Genomic DNA, 26,532 nt, shown 5'->3' on the forward strand with positions numbered 1-26,532 from the left:
CACGGGCGCACCGGTGGCCGCGGCCCGGCGGCGACGGGCGGCGACGGGCGCCCAGGCGGCGGTCCCGACGAGCGCCACCGCGGCGAGCAGCGCGACGACCGCACCCCACCCGGGCGAGACCCGGGAGGCGGTCAGCCCGGCGAGCACCCGGTGCGCCGCGAGGCCGAGCGCACCCAGGCCCGCGCCGGCCAGGGCCCCGGCCGCGGTGGCGAGGCTGGCCGACACCGCGGCGAGCGCCGCCACGAGGAGGACGCCGAGCGCGACGACGACGGCGGAGACCGCGAGCGCGGCCGGGGCGCCCACCGGGGCCGGGGTGAGCAGCACCGGGTCGGTGGAGCGCAGCGCGGGCCCCAGCTGGGCCGCCGCGAGCACGACGGCGGCGGTGCCGGCGACGGCCACCACCACGCCCCCCGAGCGGCCCGCGGCCGTGCCGTCCCCGCCGGAACGGCCGTCGCCGCCCCGCACGTCGGCGTCCGGGTCGTCGAGCACGCCGGAGCGGCGCAGCGAGACCACGGCGAGGACCCCGGCGACGACGAGCAGCGCGTGGCCCAGCAGCACGGCGACGGCGCCGGGTCCCGGGGCGAGGGGGGCGGCGGTCGTGGGGCGGACGAGCTCGAGGCGGTCGGCGTCGAGACCGCCCACGAACAGCTGCAGGTCGGCGACGCCCGCGCCCACCGCGACCACGCCCGCGCCGAGCAGCAGGCCGACCGCGCCCGCGACCCGCCCCTCCCGCAGCAGCACGGCGGCGGCTGCGGGCACGAGCAGGGCCAGCACGGCGGCGGCGACGGCGGCCAGGGGCTGCGGACCCAGCTCGGTGCCGTCCTGCGCCCGGGCGGCCCCGAGGACGGGCCCCAGGCCGACGGCGACGGACCCGAGCAGGGCGACGAGCAGCGCGACCCCGGCACCCCGGACGCCCAGCAGGTGGTCGGGACCGTCCAGCCGCCCGACCCCGCCCCGGGGCCCGGCCGTGCCTCGTCCCACCACGGGGGGCGACGCTAACGTCTGGCGCCGCGGCCAGCACCCACCGGGCGCGGCCACGTCCCCGCACGCACGGGTGGTGACGCTCCGCTCACCCTCCATGACGGCCACCTCCGTCGGCAGTGACCTGGGTCACCTCGACTGCGCCGCACCGGGATCCGTGCTTGCGCCCGCCGCAATGCTTTCGTTACCGTCGCCCGACTCGACATCACGGTCCGGTCACGAGAAGGACGACAGCCGGGGCTCGCCCCGCTGGCAGGCCAGGCCTGAGGTCCCCGGGAACACACGACCCGCGCACCGCGGGCGGCCCCGCGCGTCTCGTGCCCGGCGACGACACGAAGGGTGGGACCTTGGCGAGACACCGCAGCTCCTCGGCCGCTCCGTCCGCGGCCCTGGCGCTCGCCCTGGCCCAGGCGCAGGCCAGGCTCGCCGAGCAGGCGGCTCCCGCCCCGGGTCCGGTCGCCGTCATCCCCGCGCCGGCCGCCCCCAGGGTGGTCAAGCCCACGATCGTCGCCGCCCCCACCGACGCCGGGGTCGCCACCGACACGGAGACCGCCGCTGACGAGGCCGGCCCCGCCGCCCGCGGGCTGCACCGCACCGCGGTCACCCGGGGCCGCGCCGCTGCAGCCGTCGTCGCCGCCGGCGCCATCGTGGCGACCGTGCAGGCCGTCGGCTCCGACTCCCCCGCCGGCGCCGCTACGCAGGAGGTGTCGCTGGCCGCGGGCAGCTCCGCCGTCGCCGTGCCCGCCGCCCTCGCAGCGCCGCAGGTGCTGACCGTGGCCAAGCAGGCCGACCCCACCGCGCTCACCGCCCTGGCGAAGGGCCAGCGCATGGGTGACGAGCGCGCCGCGCGCGAGGCCGCCGCCCGCGCCCCGCTCTTCGTCGACCCCGCCCAGGGCACCCTGACCTCCGGGTTCGGGGCCCGCTGGGGCGCGCAGCACCTCGGCATCGACATCGCCAACGCCATCGGCACCCCCATCGGCGCGGTCGCCGCGGGCACCGTCATCGAGGCCGGCCCGGCCAGCGGCTTCGGGCTCTGGGTCCGGGTGCTGCACGACGACGGCACCATCACCGTCTACGGCCACGTCAACGAGATCATCGCCCCCACCGGCACCCGGGTCACCGCGGGGCAGGAGATCGCCACCATCGGCAACCGCGGCCAGTCCACCGGGCCGCACCTGCACTTCGAGGTCTGGGCGAACGGCAAGGACAAGATCGACCCGCTGCCGTGGCTGGCGCAGCGGGGCATCAACCTCGGCCCGATGATGGGCTAGGACCCCCCGGGGTGACGGGTCTCGCCGAGACCTCGCTGCGGCGGATCGCCGCGCGACCGGCTAGAGCTTCACCATCGGCACGCTGCCGATGAGCATGAGCCGCACCGTGCCCGAGGACCCGAAGTCGATGGTCGCCGTGGCGCGTGGGCCCGCCCCGTCGGCTCCGACCACCGTGCCCACGCCGTACTTGTCGTGGCTGACCTTGTCCCCCACGGCCAGCACCAGGCCGGAGGCCTTGCCGCCCTCGTTGGCCCAGCCCCGGAACGACGTGGAGCGCATCCCGCGCTGGGCCAGCCCGGCCTGCGCGGAGTCGCCCCCGGTGCCGAAGCGGCTGGGACCCGTCGCGCCAGCGCTGCGCCGCGGCTCGAGGCGGCGCCAGTGCAGGAGGTCCGGCGGGATCTCGGTGAGAAAGCGCGACTCCGGGTTGGCCACCGGCTGGCCCCACGCCGAGCGCACCAGCGCCCGCGACAGGTAGAGCCGGTGCCGGGCCCGGGTGATGCCGACGTAGGCCAGGCGGCGCTCCTCGGAGAGCTCCTTGGGGTCGCCGAGCGCGCGCAGGTGCGGGAACTGCCCGTCCTCCCACCCCGTCACGAACACCACGGGGAACTCCAGGCCCTTCGCGGTGTGCAGCGTCATGAGGGTGACCACGCCGTCCCCGGAGTCGGGCACCTGGTCGGAGTCGGCCACCAGCGAGACCCGCTCCAGGAAGGCGGCCAGCGACCCGGGCTCGGGCAGCCCCTCCTCCGCGGCCTGCTCGGTGGTGATGCCCTCGCCCGCCGCGAACTCCCGGGCCACGCTGACCAGCTCGGTGAGGTTGTCCAGCCGGGAGCCGTCCTGCGGGTCCTCGCTGGCCTCGAGCTCGGCGCGGTAGCCGGTGCGGTCCAGCAGCGCCTCGAGCACCTCGCCGATGTCCGCGCCGCCGTCGAGCATCGCCCGCAGCTCGTCGAGCAGGTCGACGAACCCGGCGACGGCCTTCTGCGAGCGGGTGGCCAGCAGCGCGACCTCGCCGCGCGCCCCCGCCCGCAGCGCGTCGGCGAACCCCGTCCGCTGGCGCTCCGCGTGCGCCGCCACGCACGCCTCCGCCCGGTCGCCGATGCCCCGGCGCGGGGTGTTGAGGATGCGCCGCAGGCTCGTCTCGTCCTCGGGGTTGGCCAGCACCCGCAGGTAGGCGATCGCGTCGCGGACCTCCTTGCGCTCGTAGAACCGCACCCCGCCGACCACCCGGTAGGGCAGGCCGAGGCGGATGAACACCTCCTCCAGCGCCCGCGACGAGCTGTTGGTCCGGTAGAACACGGCGACGTCGCCGAAGACCGCGTCCCCGGTGTCGACGAGCCGGTCGATCTCGCCGGCGACGAACGCCGCCTCGTCGTGCTCGTTGTCCGCGACGTAGCCGACGATCTTCTCGCCGTCGCCGGAGTCGGTCCACAGCCGCTTCTCGCGCCGCTCCGTGTTGCGGGAGATCACGGCGTTGGCGGCGGAGAGGATCGTCTGGGTGGAGCGGTAGTTCTGCTCCAGCAGGATCGTGCGGGCCTGCGGGTAGTCGCGCTCGAACTCGGTGATGTTGCGGATCGTCGCCCCGCGGAAGGCGTAGATCGACTGGTCGGCGTCACCCACCACGCACAGCTCGGCGTCCTCGACGCCCGGCGTGCCGGAGGTCAGCTCGCGGACCAGGACGTACTGGGCGTGGTTGGTGTCCTGGTACTCGTCGACGAGGACGTGGCGGAACCGGCGCCGGTAGTGCTCGGCGACGTCGGGGAAAGCCTGCAGCAGCCCGACGGTCTCGCCGATGAGGTCGTCGAAGTCGAGCGCGTTGGCCGCGCGGAGACGCTGCTGGTAGGCGGCGTAGACCTCGGCCACCCGCCGGGCCAGGTCGTCCGCCGCGTCCGCCTTCGCCGTCTCCGGGTCGACCAGCTCGTTCTTCAGGTTCGAGATGTGGGTGGCCAGCGTCCGCGCCGGGTACCGCTTGGGGTCGAGGTCGAGGTCGCGGGCCACCAGGGTGATGAGCCGGCGCGTGTCGTCGGAGTCGTAGATGGAGAACGACGAGGTCAGCCCGGGCAGGTTCGCCGCCTCGCGCCGCAGGATCCGCACGCAGGTGGAGTGGAAGGTGGAGACCCACATGACCCGGGCGCGCCCGCCGACGAGGGCGGCGACCCGCTCCCGCATCTCCGCCGCCGCCTTGTTGGTGAAGGTGATGGCCAGGACCTCGCCCGGGGCCACCTCGCGCTCGGCCAGCAGCCAGCCGATCCGGCGGGTGAGCACCGCCGTCTTGCCCGACCCGGCCCCGGCCACGATCAGCAGCGGCGACCCCGAGTGCAGCACCGCGTCGCGCTGCGGCGGGTTCAGGCCCTCGAGCAGCGCGGCGGAGGACTCCCGCCGCAGGGCCGGGACGGGGTGCTCGGGACGGTCGGGCTGGGTGCGCGCGGGGGTGCTCATCAGGGACCCCAGGTTACCGCCGGGCGCCGACACCGCTGCCGCCCACGCTTGCCGCGACGGCCGGGGCGGTGCAGACTCGGGCGGTGCGAGCAGAGCGCTTTACCTACGGCCACCGGACCCCGGTGCCCGTCGCCCGGTCGTAGTCGACCACTCCACGAGCCCCGCGGTCCGCACCGGACCCGGGGCTCTTCTCGTGGAGGGACCAGGCAGCCGGTGAGCCGCCCCGCCCCCGCCTGATCCCGAGGAGACCCCCGACATGAGCACCACCAGCACCGAGCCCGGCCAGGAGGGCACCGCGCCCGTGGACATCGACGCGCTGCGCCTGGAGATCGACCGGCTCGACCGCGAGATCGTCGACGCCGTGCGTCGCCGCCAGGAGGTGTCCCGCGCGATCGGCGCGGCGCGGCTCGCCTCCGGCGGCACCAAGCTCGTCCACGGCCGGGAGATGGCGGTCATCGAGCGCTTCGGCGACGTCCTCGGGCCCGACGGCAAGCAGCTCGCGATGCTGCTGCTGCGCATGGGCCGCGGCCGGCTGGGGCACTAGCCCGGCCGGCCCCGGCCCGGCGGGCGGGGCGTGACCGACACCCCCCGACGGCGCGCCCGGGTCACGCCGACGTCTCGGGCACTATGGGGGACATGGAGATCGTCGCGCTGCTCGTCGCGCTCGTCGCGGTGCTGGCCGCCGCCGGGAACGGTGGTTACCTCGCTCTGCTCGGCAGGGCCGCGTCCCAGCGGGCGGGCACCGCGGAGGTCTCGCGGCACGTCCGCGGCAAGGCACCGGTCGCCGCCGGGGCCGGCGCGGCCGCACTGCTCTCGCTCGTGCTCGTCGCCGGGGCCCCGCTGCTGTCGATCGTGCTCGGCGCGGTCGGCGCGGGCCTCGCCACCGCCCAGCTGCAGGCCACCCGGACCCGCTTCGCGGGGCGCTGAGATGAGCGTCGAGTCACCCCGCAACGCCTCGGGTGCCCGCCCAGGGGTCCTGCTCGCCGGCCGCTACCGGCTCGCCCGGCCGGTGGGCACCGGGGCCATGGGCACGGTGTGGCTGGCCCGCGACGAGCGGCTGGACCGCGAGGTGGCCCTCAAGCAGGTGTTCGGCCAGGGCGCCGCGGCCGACGACGACGAGGCGCAGCACCGCCGGGCGGCCGTGCTGCGCGAGGGCCGGGCCGCCGCCCGGGTCCGCCACGCCCACGCCGTCACGGTGCAGGACGTCACCGTCGACGGGGGCCGGGCCTGGCTCGTCATGGACCACTTCCCCTCGGAGAGCCTGGGCGCGCAGCTGCGGCGCTCCGGCCCGCTCCCGGTGGCCGAGGCGGCGCGCCTCGGCGCGGCCGTGGCGGGGGCGCTGGCCGCGGCCCACGACGCCGGCGTGGTCCACGCCGACGTCAAGCCGGGCAACGTCCTCGTCGGGGAGGGCCGGCCGCCCACGGCCCGGCTCACCGACTTCGGCATCGCCCGGATGATGAGCGAGGCCGCGGGCAGCGCCGAGGACGACATCGTCGGCACCCCCGTCTACTTCTCCCCCGAGGTGGCCCGCGGGGCGGACCCGACGCCCGCCTCCGACGTGTTCTCGCTGGGCTCGACGGTGTGGACGCTGGTCGTCGGGGCCCCGCCCTTCGGCTCCGACGAGGACACCCGGGCGCTGCTGCGCCGGGTGGCCGCGGCCGAGCTGCCCGACACCGCCCCCGTCGGCGCGCTGGGCCCGGTGCTGACCCGGCTGATGGCCCCCCACCCCGCCGACCGGCCCGACGCCGCCACGGCACGGGACCTGCTCGCCGCGGTGGCCCGGGGCGAGGCCCCCCGAGCCCCCGCGCCCGCCCCGGCGGCGGCCGAGGACGCCCCGGGCCCGGCGGTCCGGCTGCGCGACGCCGACGAGGACGCCCCCCGGGGCGGGCCGCCGGTGGTCACGGTCGCGGTGGTCCTCGCCGTGCTGGTGGCGCTGCTGGTGGTCGTCGGCGTGGTCGTGGCCGGCTTCTAGCCCCCGCCGGCGCGCGCGGCGTGGGTGCGGACGAGGTCCTCCAGGTCGCCGAAGAGCTCGAGCACCACCGCCGGCTCGTCGGGGTGGCCCGTCTGCTGCGCCCCCGCCAGCAGGGCCACGCCGAGGCGGGCCAGCCGGGAGGCGGTCGCCGGGGGCACCCCGACCCCGGCGACGACCTCGCGCAGGCCCTCGGTCCGCTCGGCGTCGACGCGGCGCTGCGCCGCCCCGACCGCCGCGTCGGCCGCCGCCCAGGAGCGGATGGCCGCCTCCGCGCGGTGGGGCAGGGCGGCCCCGAGGTGCTTGACCACCGACACCCGCTGCCACGGGTCGGCCGAGGCACCCACCACCTCGAGGATGCGACGGGTCTGCTGCGCCTCCCAGTGCTCGAGCAGCGCGCCGACGAACCCGTCCACGCCCACGAAGTGGTGGTAGAAGGACCCGCTGGTCACCCCGACCGCCGCGCACAGCCGGCTCAGGGTCAGCGCCGAGGGCCCGTCCGCGGCGAGCAGCTCCATCGCGGCGGCGAAGTAGCGCTCACGGGTGACCGTGGCCCGTCCGGCGCGGGTCACCGGCGGTCGGCGTACGCCGCGACCAGGGTGCGCTTGACGAGCTTGCCGGTGGGGGTGCGGGGCAGCTCGGCCACGAGGTCGACCGTGCGGGGCACCTTGTACCCGGCCACCCGGGTGCGCAGGTGCGCGACGAGCTCGGCCGCCAGCCCGGGGCCGGGGGTCGCGCCGGGCGCGGGCTGCACCACGGCGGTGACGGACTCCCCCATCTCCGGGTCGGGCACCCCGATCACGGCGACGTCGAGCACCCCCGGGTGCAGGGCCAGGGCGTCCTCGACCTCCTGCGGGTAGATGTTGACCCCGCCGGAGATGATGACGAAGGCCTGCCGGTCGGCGAGGAACAGGTAGCCGTCGTCGTCGAGGTGGCCGAGGTCCCCGGTGGTGGTCCACGTCGGGTGGTCGGGGTGCGTCGCGGCCGCGGTCCGCGCCTCGTCGCCGTGGTAGCTGAACGGCCGCTCGTCGCGCTCGAAGTACACCGTGCCCACCTCGCCCGGCGGCAGCAGTGCGCCGTCCGGACCGCAGATGCGCACGTCGCCCAGCACCCCGCCGCGGCCGACGGTGCCGGGGCGGGCCAGCCACTCCGCGGAGCTGACGAAGGTGATGCCGTTGCCCTCGCTCGAGGAGTAGTACTCCTCGAGCACCGGGCCCCACCACGCGATCATGGCCTGCTTCACCTCCGGTGGGCAGGGCGCAGCGGCGTGGACCGCGACGCGCAGGGTGGAGTGGTCGTGCCGCTCCCGCACCTCGGCGGGCAGCTTCAGCAGGCGGACGAAGTGCGTGGGCACCCACTGGCTGTGGGTGACCCCGAAGCGCTCGATGGCCGCCAGCGCCCCCTCGGCGTCGAACCGCTGCATGACCACGACGGTCCCGCCGAGGGCCTGGACCACGCCGCCGAAGCGCAGCGGGGCCGCGTGGTAGAGCGGGGCGGGTGAGAGGTAGACCGTGTCGGGCCCGAAGCCGTAACGGGCCCCGAAGACCGCCGTGTAGGGGTCGCCGGGGTCACCGACCTGGCGGTCGGGCAGCGGCGGCTTGATGCCCTTGGGCCGCCCGGTCGTCCCCGAGCTGTACAGCATGTCCGTGCCGCGCGGCTGGTCGGTGGGGGGCTGCGCGGGCGCGGCGGCGAGCACGGTGTCGAGGTCCTCGTGCCCGGGGACGGTGCCGCCGAACGCGATCCGGGTGCGCACGCCCGGGGTGGCGTCGACCACCGCGCGGGCCACGTCGGCCTTCGTCGCGGACACCACCACGGCCGCGGCCCCGCAGTCGTCGAGGATGTAGCCGACCTCGGCGGGCAGCAGGTGGTGGTTGACGGCGGTCACGTAGAGCCCGGAGCGCAGGGCCGCCCAGTAGACGACGAAGCAGCGGGGGTCGTTGTCGGACAGCAGGCCCACCACGTCGCCGCGCCGCAGGCCGCGGTCGTGGAGCACGTGGGCCAGCCGGGCCGAGGCGTCGTCGAGCTGGGCGTAGGTGAGGGTCTCCCCGGTCTCGGCCACCACGACGGCGGCCTTGTCCGGGGTGGTGGCGGCGTGGGCTCCGGGGAACACGGTCGACCTCCCTCAGAAGATGCGGCGCAGCAGGCGCTCGGCGAGACGGGAGTACGGCGGGTACACGAAGGACGGGTCCGGCCGGGTCCCCTTGGTGAGCACGGACTTGCGGTGGCTGAACGTCTCGAAGCCCCAGCGCCCGTGGTAGGCCCCGGACCCGCTGCGGCCGACCCCGCCGAACGGCAGCTGCGGGGCCAGCACGTGGAACATGAGGTGGTTGACCACGGTGGCGCCGGAGGGCACGTCGTCGGCCACCCGCCGGGCGGTCTCCTTCGACCGGGTGAACACGTAGGCGGCCAACGGCTTCGGGCCGGCGTTGACCCGCGCCACCGCGTCGTCCACACCGGACACGGTGATGACGGGCAGGATCGGGCCGAAGATCTCCTCGCGCATCAGCGCCGAGCCCGGGTCGGGGTCGACGACGACGGTCGGCTCCCCGGTGGCGGTGGCGGGGTCGAAGCGGCCGCCGAGCACGACCTCCCCGCCGTGGTCGTCGAGCAGCCCCGCCAGCCGCGTGGTCTGCCGCTCGTCGAGGATGCGCAGCGGCGGCTGGCCCGCGCGCATGTCCGCGACCGCCGCCCGGATGCCGGCCACCAGCTCGTCGCGGACGGTGGCGTCGACCAGCACGTGGTCCGGCGCCACGCAGGTCTGCCCGGAGTTGACCAGCTTGGTCCACGCGATGCGCTTGGCCGCCACCGCGACGTCGGCGTCCGCGGCCACGATGACCGGGCTCTTGCCGCCCAGCTCGAGGGTGACCGGGGTGAGCGTCGGGGCCGCGCCGGCCATCACCTTGGCCCCCACCTCGGGGCTGCCGGTGAAGAAGCAGTGGTCGAAGCCCTGGGCCAGCAGCTCCTGGGTCTCGGCGGGCCCGCCGGTGACGACGGCGACGGCGTCGGGGTCGACGTAGCGGGGCAGGTGGGCCACCAGCGCCGCGGTGGTGGCCGGGGTGTGCTCGGAGGGCTTGATCACGGCGCAGTTGCCGGCCGCGAGGGCGGCGACCAGCGGGGCGAGGGTGAGGAAGACGGGGTAGTTCCACGGCCCGACCACGAGCACCACGCCGAGCGGCTCGTACTGGTAGCGGCCCGACCCCGGCAGCACCGAGAGCGGCAGCGTGGTCCGGTGCGGGCGCACCCAGCGGGCGAGGTGCTTGCGGGCGTAGGCCGACTCCGCCGTGCTGGGCGCGAGGTCGGCCAGGAAGCTGTCCACCCGCGGACGGCCCAGGTCCGCGTCGAGCGCGGCGACGAAGACGTCCTCCTGCTCGGCGAGCATCCGCTCCACCCCCTCGAGCTGGGTGCGGCGCCAGGCCAGGTCCCGGGTGCGGCCCGTGGCGTGCGTCGTGCGCAGCCGGGCGAGCAGGGCGGCCGGGTCCTCGACGGTGGTGCGGCGGGGAAGGGTCCCGGTCATGCGGCTCCTCGGGGCTGGTCTCGGCGTGACCCTGGTCACCGTAACACCGGTTATGGTGAGCGGCCCCGGCTACGGTGCGGGGGCCGTCACCGACGACGGCACGAGGCTGCCCGCCCGGTCCACCCGGTGCGGGCCCGAGGACAGGGGTGTCCGGACGTGCGCATCGGCATGCAGCTCGGCTACGCAGGCAGCTTCAAGGAGTCCGTGGCCCAGCTCTCCGAGCTGGAGTCCGCGGGGCTCGACGTGGTCACCGTGCCGGAGGCGTACTCCTTCGACGCCGTGTCCCAGCTCGGCTACCTCGCGGCCAGCACGCAGCGCCTGGAGATCGCCTCGGGGATCCTGCAGATCTACACCCGCACCCCCACGCTCACGGCGATGACGGCGGCCGGGCTGGACTACGTCTCCGACGGCCGCTTCACCCTCGGCATCGGCGCCTCCGGGCCGCAGGTGGTGGAGGGATTCCACGGGGTCCGCTACGACGCCCCGCTGGGCCGCACCCGCGAGCTCGTCGAGATCTGCCGGCAGGTGTGGCGCCGGGAGAAGGTCGTCCACCACGGCAAGCACTACGACATCCCGCTGCCCGAGGGCGAGGGCACCGGGCTGGGCAAGCCGCTCAAGCTCATCAACCACCCCGTGCGCGAGCGCATCCCGATCACCATCGCCTCGCTGGGGCCCAAGAACGTCGAGCTCACCGCCGAGATCGCGGAGGGCTGGGAGCCGATCTTCTTCCACCCCGAGCGCGCCCACGAGGTGTGGGGCGAGCCGCTGGCCGCGGGGCGGGCCAAGCGCGACCCGGCGCTGGGCGAGATGGACACCTCCGTCGGGGTGGCGCTCGCGGTCACCGACGACCCCGCCCCGATGCTGGAGTGGGTCAAGCCCGTGGTCGCGCTGTACGTCGGCGGCATGGGGGCGCGCGGCAAGAACTTCTACAACGAGCTGGCCCAGCGCTACGGTTACGCCGACGAGGCGAAGGTCATCCAGGACCTCTACCTCGACGGCCGCAAGGAGGAGGCCGCCGCGGCGGTCCCGGACGAGCTGGTCCGCTCCGTGTCGCTGATCGGCCCCCGCTCCTGGGTCGCGGAGCGGGTCGAGGCGTTCCGGGCGGCGGGCGTGACCACGCTGAAGATCCAGGCGCTGGCCGGCGACCATGCCGGGCGGCTGGCCGCGGTCGAGGGCCTGCGGGACATCCTGGGCTGACCCCGGAGCCGGGTGTCCGGCCCACGGCCACCGGCGGGTCGCGGGGGCGTCACGACTCGGTGTCGACGGGTTCCGGCGACTCCGAATCGTGTGTTTCGGTAAACACATGATTCAGCGCACCCCACCTCCGGCCCACCCGTCCGCTGCGTCCCGCCGGCTGGTCCGGCTCGTCGTGGGCGGTGCCGCGGTGCTCACCGCTGTGACGGCCTGCTCGTCGGGCGACGGCACCGCGGCACCGGCGCCGGTCGCGTCCGCGACCGCCGTCACCACCTCGAGCGTGGCGCCCACGACCACCACGACGACGACCACCACGAGCCCGGCGACCACCACCACGACCGCTGCCCCGGCGACCACGGCCGCGCCCGCCCGGACCGACTGCGGCGTCGACCTCGGCGCCCCGGAGATAGCCTCCGCGGCCCGGTCGCTGGGCGTCGAGCCGCTCACCGGCCGCGAGTTCGCCACCACCCCGATCGGCGGCAACTACGACCCCTGCGCCACGCTCTCGACCGCCCTGGTCTCGGTGCAGGGCGGCACGGTCAGCTCGCCGACGCAGGCGCTGATGTTCCACGACGGGCAGTACCTGGGCACCGGGACCAGCAAGGCCTACGGGTTCACCGAGTTCAACCCGGCGGCCACCACCGACGACACGGTGGGCCTGACCTACAAGCTCCCCGGCTCGTGCAACGCCTGCAACGACGGCACCTACACCTCGGTCCGCTACCGGTGGGACGGCACCCGCGTGCAGATGCTCGACGCCCCGCCGCCCACCTCCTGACGCCGGTTCCCCCGATCCCCTCGCCCCGGGCGCCCGCACCCGTCATCATCGAGGCCCGGGGCGAGGACGGCCCGGGGACCGGGAGGACGCCGTGCGTGGTGGGTCGCAGGCCGCGGTGCGGCTCGTCCGCCTCGTCACCGGCTGCGTGGTGGCCGGCCTCGTCCTCGCCGTGGCCCTCGTGCCGGCCGCCGGGTGGGCCGGGCTGGCGTCCAACCGGGCCAACGACGCCGTCCGGTCGGTGACGGCGGACCTCGCCCGCGGCGAGGTCCCGGCGATGACGACAGTGACCGACGTCGCGGGCACCCCCATCGCCTTCCTCTACGACCAGCGCCGGACCCCGGTCGCGGGCCAGGACATCGCCGAGGCGGTCAAGCTGGCCGTCGTCGCCGTGGAGGACCGCCGCTTCTACTCCCACCGGGGCGTGGACTGGCAGGGCACGGTGAGGGCGTTCCTGACCAACGCCTCGTCCGGGCAGGTCGAGCAGGGCGCCTCGACGCTGACCCAGCAGTACGTCAAGAACTACCTGCTGCTCGTCGTCGCGCAGGACGACGCGCAGCGCCGCCAGGCGGTCGAGACGACCGCGGCCCGCAAGCTGCGCGAGATCCGCATCGCCCTGGCACTGGACCGGGAGCTGGGCAAGGACGAGATCCTCACCCGCTACCTCAACCTCGTGCCCTTCGGCAACGGCGCCTACGGCATCGAGCAGGCCGCCCGCACCTACTTCGGCGTGGCCGCGAAGGACCTGACGGTGCCGCAGGCGGCGATGCTCGCCGGGATGGTGCAGGCCTCGTCCGCCCTCGACCCGTACACCGACCCCGCCGCGGTGCTCGCCCGCCGGGGCGTGGTGCTCGACGCGATGGTCGCCACCGGGGTGCTCGACCCGGGCGCCGCCGCCACCGCGCGGGCCACCGACCTCGGCGTGCTGCCCGAGCCCCGGTTCCCCACCAACGGCTGCCTCGGCGCCGGCGACCGCGGCTTCTTCTGCGACTACGCCCTGGACTACCTCGCCCGCGCGGGCCTCGACCCCGAGCAGGTGCGCCGCGGCGGCTACACCATCCGGACCACGCTGGACCCGGTGGTGCAGGACAACGTGCGCCGCGCGCTCGCCGAGCAGGTCCCCGCCGACCTGCCGGACGTGGCGGAGGTGATGAACGTGGTGCAGCCGGGCCAGGACACCCACCGCGTCCTGGCCATGGCCAGCAGCCGCGACCACGGGCTGACCCTGCCCGCGACGGTGCTGCCCCAGCCGTGGTCGCTGGTCAGCACCGGGGCCGGGTCGACGTTCAAGGTCTTCACCGCCGCGGCCGCGATGGAGGCCGGCATGGGGACCGCGGCCACCCTCGACACCCCGGAGAAGCTGGCCCTGAGCGGCATCGGCGACTCCGGCGGGGCAAACGGCTGTCCCCGCGGGCGGTACTGCGTCACGAACTTCGGCTACTACCCGCCGCAGATGAGCGTGCCCGACGCGCTGGCCCAGTCGCCCAACACCACCTTCGTCGCGCTCGAGGCCGGCGTGGGGGTGCCGGAGACCATCGACATGGCCGTGCGGCTGGGCATGCGCACCTATTCCGCGCCGGACTCGGCCGCCCCCGGGGAGAGCCTGGTGCAGTCGTGGGCGTCCCCGCCGCTGGGGTCGTTCACCCTCGGGCCGGTCGAGCTGGTGCCGCTGGAGCAGGCCAACGTGGCCGCCACCCTCGCCTCGCACGGCCGGTGGTGCCCCCCGACCCCTGTCGACTCGGTGACCGACCGGACCGGCGCGTCGGTGGCGCTGCGCGACCAGCCGTGCGAGCAGGTGGTGGAGCCCGGGCTGGCCGACACCCTGGCCGACGCGCTGAGCCACGACGACGAGCCGGGCGGCACCTCCGCCGCCGCGGCGGCCGCCACCGGCTGGACCGCCCGGGCGGCGGGCAAGACGGGCACCACGGAGGAGGAGCACTCCGCGGCGTTCCTCGGGTTCACCGGCTCGCTCGCCGCGTCGACGCTGGTCTACGGCGACTCCCCCACCCCGCGCGGCATCTGCGTCGAGCCGCTGCGCGCCTGCGACGACGGCACCATCCTCGGCGGCACCGTCCCGGCCCGGACGTTCTACTCCGCGCTCGGCCCGGTGCTGGACCGCTTCGGCCCCGCCGACCTGCCCCCGCCCGACCCCCGCTACGTCGACGGTGACCCGGCGCTGCGGGTGCCCGACGTCTCGGGCCTGCCCGCGGCCGAGGCGGGCGAGCGGCTGCAGGCGGCCGGGTTCCGCTCGATGCGCACCAGCGTGGCGAGCACGGCCGCGTCCGGCACGGTGCTCTCGCAGAGCGTCACGGGCCCGTCGGCCCCCGGCGCGACGGTGACGCTGAAGGTCAGCAGCGGGGTGGTGCCCCGGACCGAGCCGCGGCCGACCACCAGCGCCCCGCTGCCGCCCCCGCCGCCGCCCGTCGTCGCGCCGGCGGCGCCGCGCTACACCCCCGGGCCGCCCCCGACCCCCACCGACTACGTCCCGGGCCCGCAGGCCCCGGTCGTCACCATCCCCCCGCTTGTGCCTGGGCTAGGTCAACCATGAGCTCGACCGTCCGTTTGTGCGGCGGAAACTAATCGCTCCTGGCTTGTGCTGTTTGCACACCTCGCATCTTGGCCGCCTGGTTGTTCGCTACAACCATTTCTCCGCCCTAGCGATCGGGAGCACCTTTTGAACCGCGCCACTCCGCTTGGCGCGATATTGGTGCAACGCAAGTGATTGAAGGACGGTCGACGGCAGAGACCATTGACGTGAACGAATGTCGGCAATCACGTTGCCATCCACGCCTTTTGAAGCGCCGAAGACCTCGTCGTCTCGCTGCGTGAGCCTGCCGCCAAATTCATGACACCAACTAATTGCGTCCAAGAGCGTCGCGATGGGTGCACGCCGGGCCGAAACCGCATCCATCAACATCAAGGAGACCGCGGTCGCCTGACTTTGAGTTAGCGAAACCTTCCCAACTTTACTCAAAACAAGTTTGAGAAGGCTATCAGGATCATGCCGCCTCCAAACCAAGAACGCTGCGGCGTCCAATTCTTCTGTCCAAGTGGAACTGATTTTCTGTTTTTTTCGGCCGGAGATCGAGTGATACTTGTTCATGTAATGAACTAAAGTATTGACATCTGCCGCCGACGCTTTCGAAATTGTCTCCCTAACCGTCGGTTGCAAGCCGTCCAACACCTCGCAGTCCGCCCAAACAGAGAGAGCTAAGAGCCAAAGAAAGCGGTCGGAATCGCTAGCAATACCGTCCGCCATCTTTGACCACCACTTCAATTGCGACCGGCGCAGCCTCGCGTTTCGCATTCGACTGGTCAGCGGAAACGTTTCATCAAAGAGATTATTCGCTCCCGCTCCGCGCTCCGTGCCAGAAACAATCGCTGCGGACATAACTGCTAGTCCGATTGAAGCACGCGACCGACCAGCGAGAAGTTCGAGAGCGCCGATTGCCGTTGTCCATGGGGCAAGAGAACTCGATACTGGGCCATCTAGACAGTGCTCAACCACCATTGCGACATTTGCAATTCCTTCCTCCGTTAGTTCGAAAGAGGTGTCGAGAGCGAGTGGCTCGTAACCTGCATTCTTGTACGGAAACCGCCATGACTCCGTCAACAATTCGAACCACAGTTCGCCGTTGGCGCAATCTTGAATCCGGCCGACGGCACCCTTTCTCGCCAAGGTCCCGCTATAATCGCACGCCGCCTGAGACAGAACACCACGCAACGCAGCTTGCCTTGTCCGGGCAGAACTGTTTGCCAAAACAACATCGCAGCGGCCCAGGATGTCCCAGGCTTCGAGATCGCTATCCGATTGGTCATCGATTCGATCTACAACGTCGTCTGATACCCCATCAAGTATGCCCAACCAGCCTGCAATGCGAATCCAGGTCGAATTGTCGGACGGGTGGCGAATTTGGAAGAAACTCTTCCACCAATCAATGAGATCGGGTCGCTCACCATTGACGTTTAAGGCCCGAGCAAGATGGAAGGCACGGTCCGTATCCCCGTCCCGCGATAACTCTTGTTTCAAAGCAGCGACTAACTCCGCTCGACCTCCCCCGATAGGCAATTGAAGCGCGCCCTCTGTTCCAGCGCTTAAGGAAATTGGAGAATCGAACAGGATTGCGAGCCGCAGCCCTTCGTCGGCTAGAACGCTCGAGACAACTCGTCGTGCAGACTTTGGAGATTGCGAAAATACCAGATCGACAAGTAATGCAGAAGCTAGCGCCCTCGGGAAGATCGCAAAGGTCGCAGCTTGATTTTCCACAAGTTCACAAACTCGATCAGCCAGGTCTGACAGTTCACCTTTACTGAAACACCCGGCGTAGAAGCGCGTTACGTTTAACCAGTACGGGTTGGGCGCAATCCCATCAAATCGATCAGGCTTAGTTCCACGGCGTTCCCTGCCAACGGGCGAATACGGCGCAGTATCGTACAGAAAGCGGGCCGCAAAGTATTCCCGCAAGGGCTGCACCTCGAACTCATAGGTACCTTCCGTTCGAGACACTAGAGCCACTACACGTTCCACGACACCCAAGAGCAGACTGTCTACTAGCGATTCGTTGTGTCCGTCGCGGACGAGATATTCAGCCAGCAGCACCTTTAGCGCTTCGACTCCAATACGACCGCTGCCACCAGTATATTCGGCACCGGCATGTAGAAAAAATGCCAGATAACGATGGATATCGATTAACAACTCGCGATTGTCACGTACGACATCGCTCTTCTCTGACTCTCGGTTCAGAAACGTTTCGATGTACGTGTCGTACAACTCCGTTCGCTTATCGGGCAGGCTGGGACCCCGGAGATGAAGTAGGCTCAACAAGATTGACAATTGCATCGTATTCGAAGCTAGGTCCGCCATATGTGGTTGGCGCAGTTTTGTTTCCAACATCTCTGCGAGGTCCGACACTTCCGATGGGCCTAATTGACGCGCTTTCGACCATCTGCTCGTGTATTGACGTGCCAATTCTGGCGAAATTTGCGACAGTTTCAAGAAGCAGAATGTATCACTGCTAAACGTTGGAGCATTTGCGAGCGCTGTCGGACGGCTTGTGACCACAACTGAGAATTGGTCGCTTTGCTGCCGTAGTCTCGCAACGGCAGCTGACACTTCATCAACAGCAAGTTGACGAGTCACCAAATCGGCCACCTCGTCGAGAGCATCCAAGATTACAACAACAGGACTGTCGCGACAGACTTGAAGAAAGTCATCTACCGAAAAACTGGCCCCACCCGAGTTCTGGCGAACATGTGCCGCAAGGCACGCTTCCAACGAATGCGCTTCAGCATGCAAGGGCTCATCGATTCCACCCCACGGATCACGACCGTTAATCCAAACTGCAAGATCCCGCATTTCAATCTTGAACACCAACTTGAGCGGACTGTTCACAATTTGGTTACCCAAATAGCCCGCCTTGAATGAGTCACCTAGTAATCTTTGCCGGTGAACTTGTGCCATGAATTGAGCTAGTGTCGACTTTCCTTGGCCAGGAGCCCCCTCTAAAACTACGAGAGGCTGCGCTTCGGAAAACTCTGTGTCCAGAAGAAGTTCAGATGCGCCGAGCTCAAAGGGCAGCCCAAGAGTTGACACACTCGCCGCCTGACCACCTCGGCTCAAACGGAAGCGTGCGCGACTTCTCATGATCGCCGGTCCCACCTCGTCGTCGCCACCACGTTGACGTGCTTGACGGTTCAGCACGCCAATAAAGTCGCTTAGTACGGAAGACCTAGCTGAGCTTGAACCCTTTAAGACTGGTTCCGCTGGAACATCAACATATAGATCAAACAACGGGCTTGGCAGCAGTTCGGCCTGCTTAAACCTTACTGTCTCATCTAGTTTATGCTGCGCCGCGAAATAGCTGCGTAGCGCGTTGTTTCGACGCTCCGCGGCGGGACCGCCGCGACCCATCCACAGTTGCCTTAAAACATCAGGTCCATTCAGTAGCGCGGGGTACCTCATCTTCAAGTCAAAATTTACGTCTAGTCGCCTATCTAAATCTTCGCGCCACCAACATGTTGCTGGCAACTCAAGCGTCTCGTCGAGAAAGCTTTGAACCCTGTCGACCCTTCCCGTATCCAGGTGAGAAGTCCCTGGAACGTTGACAATAAGGTGATAGGAGGATGCACCCCGCTCAATAAGACGCTTGATTTTCTTCATCTCGCCTTGAACTGCTTCGATTACCCACTTGACTGGGTCGTCCAATTTCCTATAATCGCGAGAGAATTTGACTTGATAGATCGTCCGGTCGTTGGTTTCGGGGTCAGTTCGGAAGCCATCACGCCCTCCGTCGGGCATTCCAACTGGCAAGCACTGCACGCCTGGGAATTCAGATACCAGCAGGGCTTGACATACCATCTGAAACTGTTCGTCCAGGAGTTGCTCGTAGTCGTAGGCCATACTCTCTTCCTCACTCCCACTCGATGGTGCCCGGCGGCTTGCTCGTCACGTCGAGCACCACGCGGTTGACCTCGGCGACCTCGTTGGTGATGCGGGTGGAGATGCGCTCGAGCACGTCGTAGGGCACCCGGGTCCAGTCCGCGGTCATCGCGTCCTCGCTGGACACCGGCCGCAGCACCACGGGGTGGCCGTAGGTGCGGCCGTCGCCCTGCACCCCCACCGAGCGCACGTCGGCCAGCAGCACCACCGGGCACTGCCAGATCTCGCCGTCCAGCCCGGCAGCGGTCAGCTCCTGGCGCACCACCAGGTCGGCGGCGCGCAGCGTGACCAGCCGGTCGGCCGTCACCTCGCCGACGATGCGGATGGCCAGGCCCGGGCCGGGGAACGGCTGGCGGCCGACGATCTCCTCGGGCAGGCCGAGCTCGCGGCCCACGGCCCGGACCTCGTCCTTGAACAGCAGCCGCAGCGGCTCGACGAGGGAGAACTCGACGTCGTCGGGCAGCCCGCCCACGTTGTGGTGGCTCTTGATCGTCGCCGTGCCGGAGCCGCCGCCGGACTCGACGACGTCGGGGTACAGCGTGCCCTGCACGAGGAAGTCGACGGAGCCCGGCGCACCCTCGAGGACCTCCGCGGTGGCCCGCTCGAAGGCCCGGATGAACTCCCGACCGATGGCCTTGCGCTTGGTCTCGGGGTCCGACGTGCCGGCGAGGGCGTCGAGGAACACCTGCTCGGCGTCGACGGTGACGAGCCGGGCCCCGGTGGCGGCGACGAAGTCCTGCTCCACCTGCTCGCGCTCCCCGGCCCGCAGCAGCCCGTGGTCGACGAACACGCACGTCAGCCGGTCGCCGATGGCGCGCTGCACCAGGGCCGCGGCCACCGCCGAGTCGACCCCGCCGGAGAGCCCGCAGATGGCCCGGCCGTCGCCGACCTGGGTGCGCACCTGCTCGACGAGGCCCTCGGCGATGTTCGCCGCGGTCCAGGTGCCCTCGATGCCGGCCACGTCGTGCAGGAAGCGGTGGAGCACCTCCTGGCCGTGCGGGGAGTGGTGCACCTCGGGGTGGTACTGCACCCCGGCCATGCGCCGCGCCCGGTCCTCGAACGCGGCCACCGGCGCCCCGGGGCTGGTGGCGGTGACGGTGAACCCGGGCGGGGCGGCGGTGACGGCGTCGCCGTGGCTCATCCACACCTGCTGCGACGGCGGCAGCCCGTCGTGCAGCGCGCCGCCCTGCGCGGTCAGCTCGGTGCGGCCGTACTCCCGGGTGCCGGTCTCGGCCACGGTGCCGCCCAGCGCGCCGGCCATGGCCTGGAACCCGTAGCAGATGCCGAGCACGGGCACCCCGGCCTCGAGCAGGGCCGGGTCGAGGGCGGGGGCGTCGTCGACGTAGACGCTGGACGGGCCGCCGGAGAGCACGATCGCGGCCGGGTCCCGGGCGAGCAGCTCGGCGACGGGGGTGTCGTGGGCGACGACCTCGGAGTACACGTTCGCCTCGCGCACCCGCCGGGCGATCAGCTGGGCGTACTGCGCACCGAAGTCGACGACGAGCACCGGCCGGTCGTCGGTGGGCGGGGCCTGCTCGGGCGGCGGGGCGTCGGGCCTGGGGTCGTCGGGCACCGGTGGAGACTACTGGCCGGGCCCCCCGGGACCGTCGAGCAGCGCCCGGCCCCGGGGCGAGAGGCGGTAGCCGACGTCGAGCGACTCGGTGAGCCCCAGCTCCTTGAGCTTGCGGACGTCACGCTTGAACACCAGCGTCTCCAGCCCGCGCCGGGCGGCGAGGTCGGGCGCGCGGACCCCCTCGTTCGCCGCGACGAGCGCCAGCACCGGCCGCGTCCACGCCCCGTGCCGCGACGCCGCGTCGAGCCGGTCCAGCCGGGCGAGCAGCGCGGCCCGGTCGTCGTCGGTCAGGTCGGCGTCCTCGCGCAGCGCGACCCGCGGGTCCTCCCCCGCCCACCGCAGCCCCACCCGGTGCACGGGCCGCTCGGGGTGGGCGGCCAGCCGGTGGCGCAGCTCGGCCAGCGTCGACGCACCCGCCCGGTGGGCCTCCGCCGCGGTGATGGCCCGCAGCGGCACCCGGTCGACCGAGGTCACCTCGAGCAGGCCCACCGCGGTGCGCATCCGGGTGCCGACCACCAGCCGCGGCCGGTCCCACCGCCGGAAGGCCAGGTCCACCCGCCCCTCGCGGATGGCCGCCAGCTCGGCCGGACGGATCAGCACCGGTCAGGCCGGGACGCGGGCCGACTCCCCCTGGCGGACCGCCACCACGGGCAGCCGGAGCCGCAGCGCGCCCGGGGCGTCCTCGGGCACCACCGGCGCCTGCGGCGCGACGGGGTCGAGCCGCTGGTAGTCGCGGCCCTGCTCGGGGCGCGCGTCGGCCTCGCCCTTGTTGGGCCACAGCGAGAACGCCCGCTCGGCCTGGGCGGTGATGGTCAGCGACGGGTTGACCCCGAGGTTCGCCGAGATCGCGGCACCGTCCACGACGGACAGTCCCGGGTAGCCGTGCACCCGGTGGTAGGGGTCGATGACGCCGTGCTCGGCGTCCGCCCCGATCACGGCGCCGCCGATGAAGTGGGCGGTGAGCGGGATGTCCGCGATCTCGCCCCACGTGCCGCCGGCCACGCCGTCGATCTTCTCCGCGATGCGCCGCACGGCCTCGTTGCCCACCGGGATCCACGTGGGGTTCGGCTCGCCGTGGCCCTGCTTGCTGGTCAGCTTGCGGCCCCGGCCCAGCAGCCGGCGCTTGGTGAACGTGGTGATCGAGTTGTCCAGGTTCTGCATGACCAGGGCGATGACGGTGCGCTCGGACCAGTTCCGCACCGAGACGATGCGGAGGAACTGCAGCGGGTGGCTCACGAGCTGGCGCAGGAAGTCGACCCAGCGCGGGTAGGGCTTGCCGCCCTCGGTCTGCAGGGTCTGCAGCAGGCCCATGGCGTTGGAGCCCTTGCCGTAGCGGCACGGCTCGATGTGGGTGTCGGCGTCGGGGTGCCACGACGAGGTGATGGCCACGCCCTGGGTGAAGTCGTCCTCGGGGACCTTGTAGGCGCCCGCCCCCACGATGGACTCGGAGTTGGTGCGGGTGAGCCGGCCCAGGGTGTCCGACAGCCGCGGCAGGCGGCCGGAGTCCTTCATGTCGAACAGCAGGTTCTGGGTGCCCCAGGACCCGGCGGCCAGCACGACCTGGCCCGCGGTGAGGGTGCGCCGGCCCTTGCGGACCCAGCGACCGGTGCGCTCGGTGCCCACCACCCAGGTGCCGTCGCTGCGCTCCTCCAGCGAGGTCGCCGTGGTCAGCGGCAGCACCTCGGCCCCGGCCCGCTCGGCCAGCGCGAGGTAGTTCTTGACCAGGGTGTTCTTGGCGCCCACGCGGCAGCCCGTCATGCAGGAGCCGCACTCGGTGCAGCCGGTGCGCGACGGGCCCACCCCGCCGAAGTAGGGGTCCTCGACGGTGCGGCCCGGCTCGCCGAAGTACACCCCGACGGGGGTCGGGTGGAACGTGTCGCCCACCCCCATGTCCTCGGCGACGGCCTGCATCACCACGTCGGCGGGGGTGTGGGTGGGGTTGGTGACGACGCCCAGCATGCGGCTGGCCTGCTCGTAGTGGTCCTGCAGCTCGTCGTGCCAGTCGGTGATGCCCGCCCACTGCGGGTCCTGGAAGAACGGCGCCGTCGGCTTGTAGAGCGTGTTCGCGTAGACCAGCGAGCCGCCGCCGACCCCGGCGCCGGCCAGGATCAGCACGTCGCGCAGCAGGTGGATGCGCTGGATGCCGAAGCAGCCCAGCTTGGGCGCCCACAGGTACTTGCGCAGGTCCCACGAGGTGGCTGCGTGCTCGCTGTCGGTGAAGCGGCGGCCCGCCTCGAGCACGCCGACCCGGTAGCCCTTCTCGGTCAGCCGCAGCGCCGCGACGCTGCCCCCGAACCCGGAGCCGACGACCAGCACGTCGTAGTCCAGCCGGCTGCCCGACCCGGTCGACCTGCGCGCACGTCCCACCGTCAGTACCTCCCTGTACCAGCGACCGCGGCCCGACCTACCGGCCGGTAACCGTGATTCACGGTAACCCACACCGGCGTCGGGACGCCCACCCGCTGGTGCCGGGGGCTAGCGGGAGGCGACCGTCAGCTCGACCTTCTGGAACTCCTTGAGCGTGGTGTAGCCGCTCTTGGCCATCGACCGGCGCAGCCCGCCGACCAGGTTGACCGAGCCGAACGGGTCGTCCGACGGACCGTTGAGCACCTGCGCGAGCGGCCGGCGCTCCCCCAGGGGGTCCACGGGCAGGAACGCGCCGCGCGGCATGGACGGGTGCGCCGCGGCGGACGGCCAGTACCAGCCCCCGCCGGCGGCCTCCGCGGCCGCGGCGAGCGGGGCACCCACGACGACGGCGTCCGCGCCGCAGGCGATGGTCTTGGCCAGGTCGCCCGAGGAGTGCACGTCCCCGTCGGCGATGACGTGGACGTAGCGCCCGCCGGTCTCGTCGAGGTAGTCCCGGCGCGCGGCCGCCGCGTCGGCGATCGCGGTGGCCATGGGGACCCCGATGCCCAGCACCTCGCCGGTCGTCGTCGCCCCCGGGGTGGAGCCGTAGCCGACGATGACCCCGGCGGCCCCGGTGCGCATGAGGTGCAGCGCGGTGCGGTGGTCGCTGACCCCGCCCGCCACCACGGGCACGTCGAGCTCGGCGATGAACGTCTTGAGGTTGAGCGGCTCGCCGTCCCCGGCGACGTGCTCGGCGGAGATGATCGTCCCCTGCACCACGAGCAGCTCGACCCCCGCGGCGAGCAGGCCTGGGGTGAGCGCGCGGGCGTTCTGCGGGCTCACCCGCACCGCCACTGTCACCCCGGCGTCGCGCACCTGCGCCACGGCCGCGGCCAGCAGGTCCGGCTGCAGCGGGGCCGCGTGCGCCCGCTGCAGCATCCGGATCGCCTCGGTGTCGTCGTCGTCGGTCGCGGCGGCGTGGGTGATGCCCTCCAGGACGTCCTCGACGTCGGCGTGCCGCGCCCACAGGCCCTCGCCGTTGACGACGCCGAGCCCGCCGAGGCGGCCGAGCTCGATGGCGAACTCCGGGGACACCAGCGCGTCGGTGGGGTGGGCCAGCAGCGGCAGGTCGAAGCGGTAGGCGTCGAGCTGCCAGGCGGTGGAGACGTCCTGCGAGGACCGGGTGCGCCGGGACGGGACGATGTCGACGTCCTCGAGCTGGTAGGTGCGGCGGGCGGTGCGGCCCATGCCGATCTCGACGAGGTCGCGCACGGGCGAGCCCCCTTCTGCGGGTGGTCGTGGCTACGAGTGGGTGGGCGCCGGCCCCGGGCCGGTCAGCGGGAGGTGTAGTTCGGGGCCTCGACGGTCATGGTGATGTCGTGCGGGTGGCTCTCGGTCAGCCCCGCCGCCGTGATCTGCACGAACTGGGCGCGCTGCAGGTCGGCGATGGTGCTCGCGCCCGTGTAGCCCATGGCCGAGCGAAGCCCGCCGACGAGCTGGTGGGTGACCTGGGAGAGCGGCCCGCGGAAGGGCACCCGGCCCTCGATGCCCTCGGGGACCAGCTTGTCCTCCGAGAGGACGTCGTCCTGGAAGTAGCGGTCCTTGGAGTAGGAGGGCGACGTCGCCCCCGCGGCGCCGCGGCCGGCCATGGCGCCGAGCGAGCCCATCCCGCGGTAGGTCTTGAACTGCTTGCCGTTGACCAGGATGAGCTCCCCCGGGCTCTCCGCGGTGCCGGCGAGCAGGGAGCCGAGCATGACGGTGCTGGCGCCCGCGGCGAGCGCCTTGGCGATGTCGCCGGAGTACTGCAGCCCGCCGTCGGCGACGACGGGGACGCCCGCGGGGCCGCAGACGGCGACGGCCTCGAGGATGGCGGTGATCTGCGGCGCGCCCACCCCGGCCACAACCCGGGTGGTGCAGATGGAGCCGGGGCCGACGCCCACCTTGACCGCGTCCGCGCCCGCCTCGACCAGCGCGGCCGCCCCGGCGCGGGTGGCGACGTTGCCGCCGATGACCTCGACCCGGCCCCCGAGCTCGGCCTTGAGCTTGCTGACCATGTCCAGGACCTGGCGGTTGTGGCCGTGCGCGGTGTCGACGACGAGCACGTCCACCCCGGCGTCGACCAGGCCCATCGAGCGGACCCAGGCGTCGTCGCCGATGCCCACGGCCGCCCCGACGAGCAGCCGGCCGTCCGCGTCCTTGGTGGCGTCGGGGTGCTGCTCGGTCTTGACGAAGTCCTTGACCGTGATCAGCCCGCGCAGCCCGCCGTGCCCGTCGACGATGGGCAGCTTCTCGATCTTGTGCCGCCGCAGCAGGCCCAGCGCGGCGTCGGCAGTGACGCCCTCGCGGGCGGTGATCAGCGGCGCCGGCGTCATCACCTCGGCCACGCGGCGGCTCTGGTCCATCTCGAAGCGCATGTCGCGGTTGGTGCAGATCCCCACGAGCTGCCCGGCGTCGTCGACCACGGGCAGCCCGGAGATGCGGAAGCGGGCGCACAGCGCGTCGACCTCGGCGAGGGTCATGTCCGGTGAGCAGGTGACGGGGTCGGTGACCATGCCGGCCTCGGAGCGCTTCACCGTCTCGACCTGGGCGGCCTGGTCGCCCGCCGAGAGGTTGCGGTGCAGCACGCCCATCCCGCCGGCGCGGGCCATGGCGATGGCCATCCGCGACTCGGTCACGGTGTCCATGGCCGAGCTGACCAGCGGGGTGCGCAGCCGGATGCCGCGGGTGAGCCGGCTCGAGGTGTCCGCCTCGGCAAGCACCACCTCCGACGCGGCGGGCAGCAGGAGCACGTCGTCGAAGGTCAGCCCGACCATCGCGATCTTGGTCGGGTCGTCCCCGCCGGTGGGCACGCGTTCCGTGGTGCTGCTCATCCGGAGGGCCTCCTCGGCTGGTGGGGACCGCGCCATCGTATCGGCCCGGCGGGGTGCGCCACTCCCCCGGGCGGGGCGCTCCCCGCGGGGCCCGGCCGGGGGTCCACCACTGGATCACCGGGCGGTCTCCTGCGTACCGTGGGGACGTGCGCGACCACCTGCCCCCGGGTCTCCCCCCGGACCCGTTCGCCGGGGACCCGGCCGACCCGTCCGCGGCGCTCGACGCGCTCGAGCCCGGCGAGCCGCTCGACCCCGAGGAGCGCGCCGCCGTCGAGGAGGACCTCGCCGACCTGGCCGTGTACGAGGCCCTGCTGGTCGACCGCGGGGTGCGCGGGCTCGTCGTGTCCTGCGAGGACTGCCACGCCGAGCACTACCACGACTGGGACATGCTGCGGGCGAACCTGCTGCAGCTGCTGGTGGACGGCACCGTCCGCCCGCACGAGCCCGCCTTCGACCCGCACCCCGACGCCTACGTCACGTGGGACTACTGCCGCGGCTACGCCGACGCCGTGACCGCCGAGGAGCACTTCGACGCCTGACCGGGTCGGCCCCGTCAGCCCGTCGGGGGCGTGGGGCTCTCCATCGGCGCAGCCGGGGATGGGGCGGGCGACGTCGTCGACGGCTCGGCCGTCGTGGTCGTGACCGGTGCGGGGGAGGTCGTCGTCGGCGTGGGCTGCGTGGAGGGCGCCGGGGCGGGTGTCCCCGTGGGGGACGCGGCGGTCGGCGCGGGGCTCACCGGCGCCGGGGTCGCGACCGGACCGGGGGGACGCGGTGCGACGGGGGGCGTCGGGGCGCCCGTCGTGGGAGCCGCGGCGGGCGCGGACGTCAAGCCCCCCGGGCGGGGCACCGCCACGACGGCCGCCGCCCCCCAGGCCCGGGTCAGCTGCTCGTAGCGCTCGCGCTGCTCGGGCGCCACCGCCGTGCCCGCGCGCGCCAGGGCGGCGTCGGCCCGGGCGAGCGCCTCGCCGGCGTCGGCGGGCCGGCCCTCGGCCAGGGCGCGCGAGGCGTCGGCCAGCGCGGTGTCGGCCACGACCTGGGCCACCTCGGCCCGGGCCCGATCGGCGAACACGACCTGGGTGACGCCGAACAGCGGGTCCCCGGGCCCGGCGTCGTGGGCCCCCACGCCCGCGAGCCCCAGCAGCACCACCGCCTCGGCCGCGGCGGCCG

At 72.5% G+C, this 26,532-nt stretch carries 18 protein-coding genes and 2 pseudogenes; 8 read left to right on the forward strand and 12 right to left on the reverse strand.

Annotated features, from left to right (window positions below):
- Positions 1-984: pseudogene (locus ACYVOF_RS15115) on the reverse strand (hypothetical protein); the annotation flags it as partial.
- A gap of 485 nt (positions 985-1,469) precedes the next feature.
- Here ACYVOF_RS15115 and ACYVOF_RS15120 point away from each other — a divergent pair.
- Entirely contained in the window at positions 1,470-2,252 is a 783-nt protein-coding gene (locus tag ACYVOF_RS15120; protein WP_460867913.1) for a M23 family metallopeptidase, read from the forward strand.
- A gap of 60 nt (positions 2,253-2,312) precedes the next feature.
- On the opposite strand, the gene pcrA is transcribed toward ACYVOF_RS15120, so the two are convergent.
- Positions 2,313-4,685, reverse strand: a complete 2,373-nt coding sequence (gene pcrA / locus ACYVOF_RS15125) for a DNA helicase PcrA (RefSeq protein ID WP_460867877.1) — start codon at positions 4,683-4,685, stop codon at positions 2,313-2,315.
- A gap of 256 nt (positions 4,686-4,941) precedes the next feature.
- Here pcrA and ACYVOF_RS15130 point away from each other — a divergent pair, with 256 nt between their 5' ends.
- From ACYVOF_RS15130 to ACYVOF_RS15140, 3 genes are all read left to right on the forward strand, one after another.
- A complete protein-coding gene (locus ACYVOF_RS15130) occupies positions 4,942-5,229 on the forward strand; it encodes a chorismate mutase (protein WP_460867879.1) in 288 nt (95 codons plus the stop codon).
- A gap of 92 nt (positions 5,230-5,321) precedes the next feature.
- A complete protein-coding gene (locus ACYVOF_RS15135; protein ID WP_460867880.1) occupies positions 5,322-5,612 on the forward strand; it encodes a hypothetical protein in 291 nt (96 codons plus the stop codon).
- Between the two features lies 1 nt (position 5,613).
- Positions 5,614-6,657, forward strand: coding sequence for a serine/threonine-protein kinase (locus ACYVOF_RS15140; RefSeq protein ID WP_460867882.1), 1,044 nt, complete (start codon positions 5,614-5,616; stop codon positions 6,655-6,657).
- Here the strand turns inward: ACYVOF_RS15140 and ACYVOF_RS15145 are convergent.
- Genes ACYVOF_RS15145 through ACYVOF_RS15155 form a run of 3 tightly spaced genes read right to left on the reverse strand, consistent with a single transcriptional unit; the run spans position 6,654 to position 10,168 of the window.
- On the reverse strand, positions 6,654-7,226 hold the full coding sequence (locus tag ACYVOF_RS15145) for a TetR/AcrR family transcriptional regulator (RefSeq protein ID WP_460867884.1): 573 nt from the start codon (positions 7,224-7,226) through the stop codon (positions 6,654-6,656). The two genes, ACYVOF_RS15140 and ACYVOF_RS15145, sit on opposite strands and share 4 nt — an antisense overlap.
- Positions 7,223-8,764 carry an acyl-CoA synthetase gene (locus tag ACYVOF_RS15150; protein WP_460867886.1) on the reverse strand — a complete coding sequence of 514 codons (1,542 nt, stop codon included), beginning with the start codon at positions 8,762-8,764 and terminating at the stop codon, positions 7,223-7,225. Before ACYVOF_RS15150 ends, ACYVOF_RS15145 begins: the two co-directional genes overlap by 4 nt.
- 12 nt (positions 8,765-8,776) lie before the next feature.
- On the reverse strand, positions 8,777-10,168 hold the full coding sequence (locus ACYVOF_RS15155) for an aldehyde dehydrogenase family protein (protein ID WP_460867888.1): 1,392 nt from the start codon (positions 10,166-10,168) through the stop codon (positions 8,777-8,779).
- Between the two features lie 156 nt (positions 10,169-10,324).
- Between ACYVOF_RS15155 and ACYVOF_RS15160 the strand changes: the two genes are divergently transcribed.
- The 3 genes from ACYVOF_RS15160 to ACYVOF_RS15170 all read left to right on the forward strand — a co-directional run bounded on the left by ACYVOF_RS15160 (position 10,325) and on the right by ACYVOF_RS15170 (position 14,685).
- Positions 10,325-11,365, forward strand: a complete 1,041-nt coding sequence (locus ACYVOF_RS15160; RefSeq protein WP_460867890.1) for an LLM class F420-dependent oxidoreductase — start codon at positions 10,325-10,327, stop codon at positions 11,363-11,365.
- Between the two features lie 106 nt (positions 11,366-11,471).
- Positions 11,472-12,140, forward strand: coding sequence for an LppP/LprE family lipoprotein (locus tag ACYVOF_RS15165; protein ID WP_460867892.1), 669 nt, complete (start codon positions 11,472-11,474; stop codon positions 12,138-12,140).
- 91 nt (positions 12,141-12,231) lie between these two features.
- A complete protein-coding gene (locus tag ACYVOF_RS15170; protein ID WP_460867894.1) occupies positions 12,232-14,685 on the forward strand; it encodes a transglycosylase domain-containing protein in 2,454 nt (817 codons plus the stop codon).
- 87 nt (positions 14,686-14,772) lie between these two features.
- Here the strand turns inward: ACYVOF_RS15170 and ACYVOF_RS15175 are convergent, their stop codons facing one another.
- From ACYVOF_RS15175 to guaB, 6 genes are all read right to left on the reverse strand, one after another.
- Positions 14,773-18,537, reverse strand: a complete 3,765-nt coding sequence (locus tag ACYVOF_RS15175) for an NACHT domain-containing protein (protein WP_460867895.1) — start codon at positions 18,535-18,537, stop codon at positions 14,773-14,775.
- 10 nt (positions 18,538-18,547) lie between these two features.
- Positions 18,548-20,149: a glutamine-hydrolyzing GMP synthase gene (gene guaA / locus ACYVOF_RS15180; protein ID WP_460867898.1), complete on the reverse strand. Its 1,602-nt coding sequence runs from the start codon at positions 20,147-20,149 to the stop codon at positions 18,548-18,550.
- Positions 20,150-20,158: 9 nt separating this feature from the next.
- Positions 20,159-20,749: an ASCH domain-containing protein gene (locus tag ACYVOF_RS15185; RefSeq protein WP_460867900.1), complete on the reverse strand. Its 591-nt coding sequence runs from the start codon at positions 20,747-20,749 to the stop codon at positions 20,159-20,161.
- 3 nt (positions 20,750-20,752) lie between these two features.
- A complete protein-coding gene (locus tag ACYVOF_RS15190) occupies positions 20,753-22,516 on the reverse strand; it encodes an FAD-dependent oxidoreductase (RefSeq protein WP_460867901.1) in 1,764 nt (587 codons plus the stop codon).
- 108 nt (positions 22,517-22,624) lie between these two features.
- On the reverse strand, positions 22,625-23,767 hold the full coding sequence (locus ACYVOF_RS15195; protein ID WP_460867903.1) for a GuaB3 family IMP dehydrogenase-related protein: 1,143 nt from the start codon (positions 23,765-23,767) through the stop codon (positions 22,625-22,627).
- Between the two features lie 62 nt (positions 23,768-23,829).
- Entirely contained in the window at positions 23,830-25,365 is a 1,536-nt protein-coding gene (gene guaB / locus ACYVOF_RS15200; RefSeq protein ID WP_460867905.1) for an IMP dehydrogenase, read from the reverse strand.
- A gap of 146 nt (positions 25,366-25,511) precedes the next feature.
- Between guaB and ACYVOF_RS15205 the strand changes: the two genes are divergently transcribed.
- Positions 25,512-25,904 carry a DUF5319 domain-containing protein gene (locus ACYVOF_RS15205; protein WP_460867907.1) on the forward strand — a complete coding sequence of 131 codons (393 nt, stop codon included), beginning with the start codon at positions 25,512-25,514 and terminating at the stop codon, positions 25,902-25,904.
- 14 nt (positions 25,905-25,918) lie between these two features.
- Here ACYVOF_RS15205 and ACYVOF_RS15210 read toward each other — a convergent pair.
- Positions 25,919-26,532 (reverse strand): annotated as a pseudogene (locus ACYVOF_RS15210) (hypothetical protein); the annotation flags it as partial.

This window comes from Rhodococcus aerolatus (genome assembly GCF_054783215.1).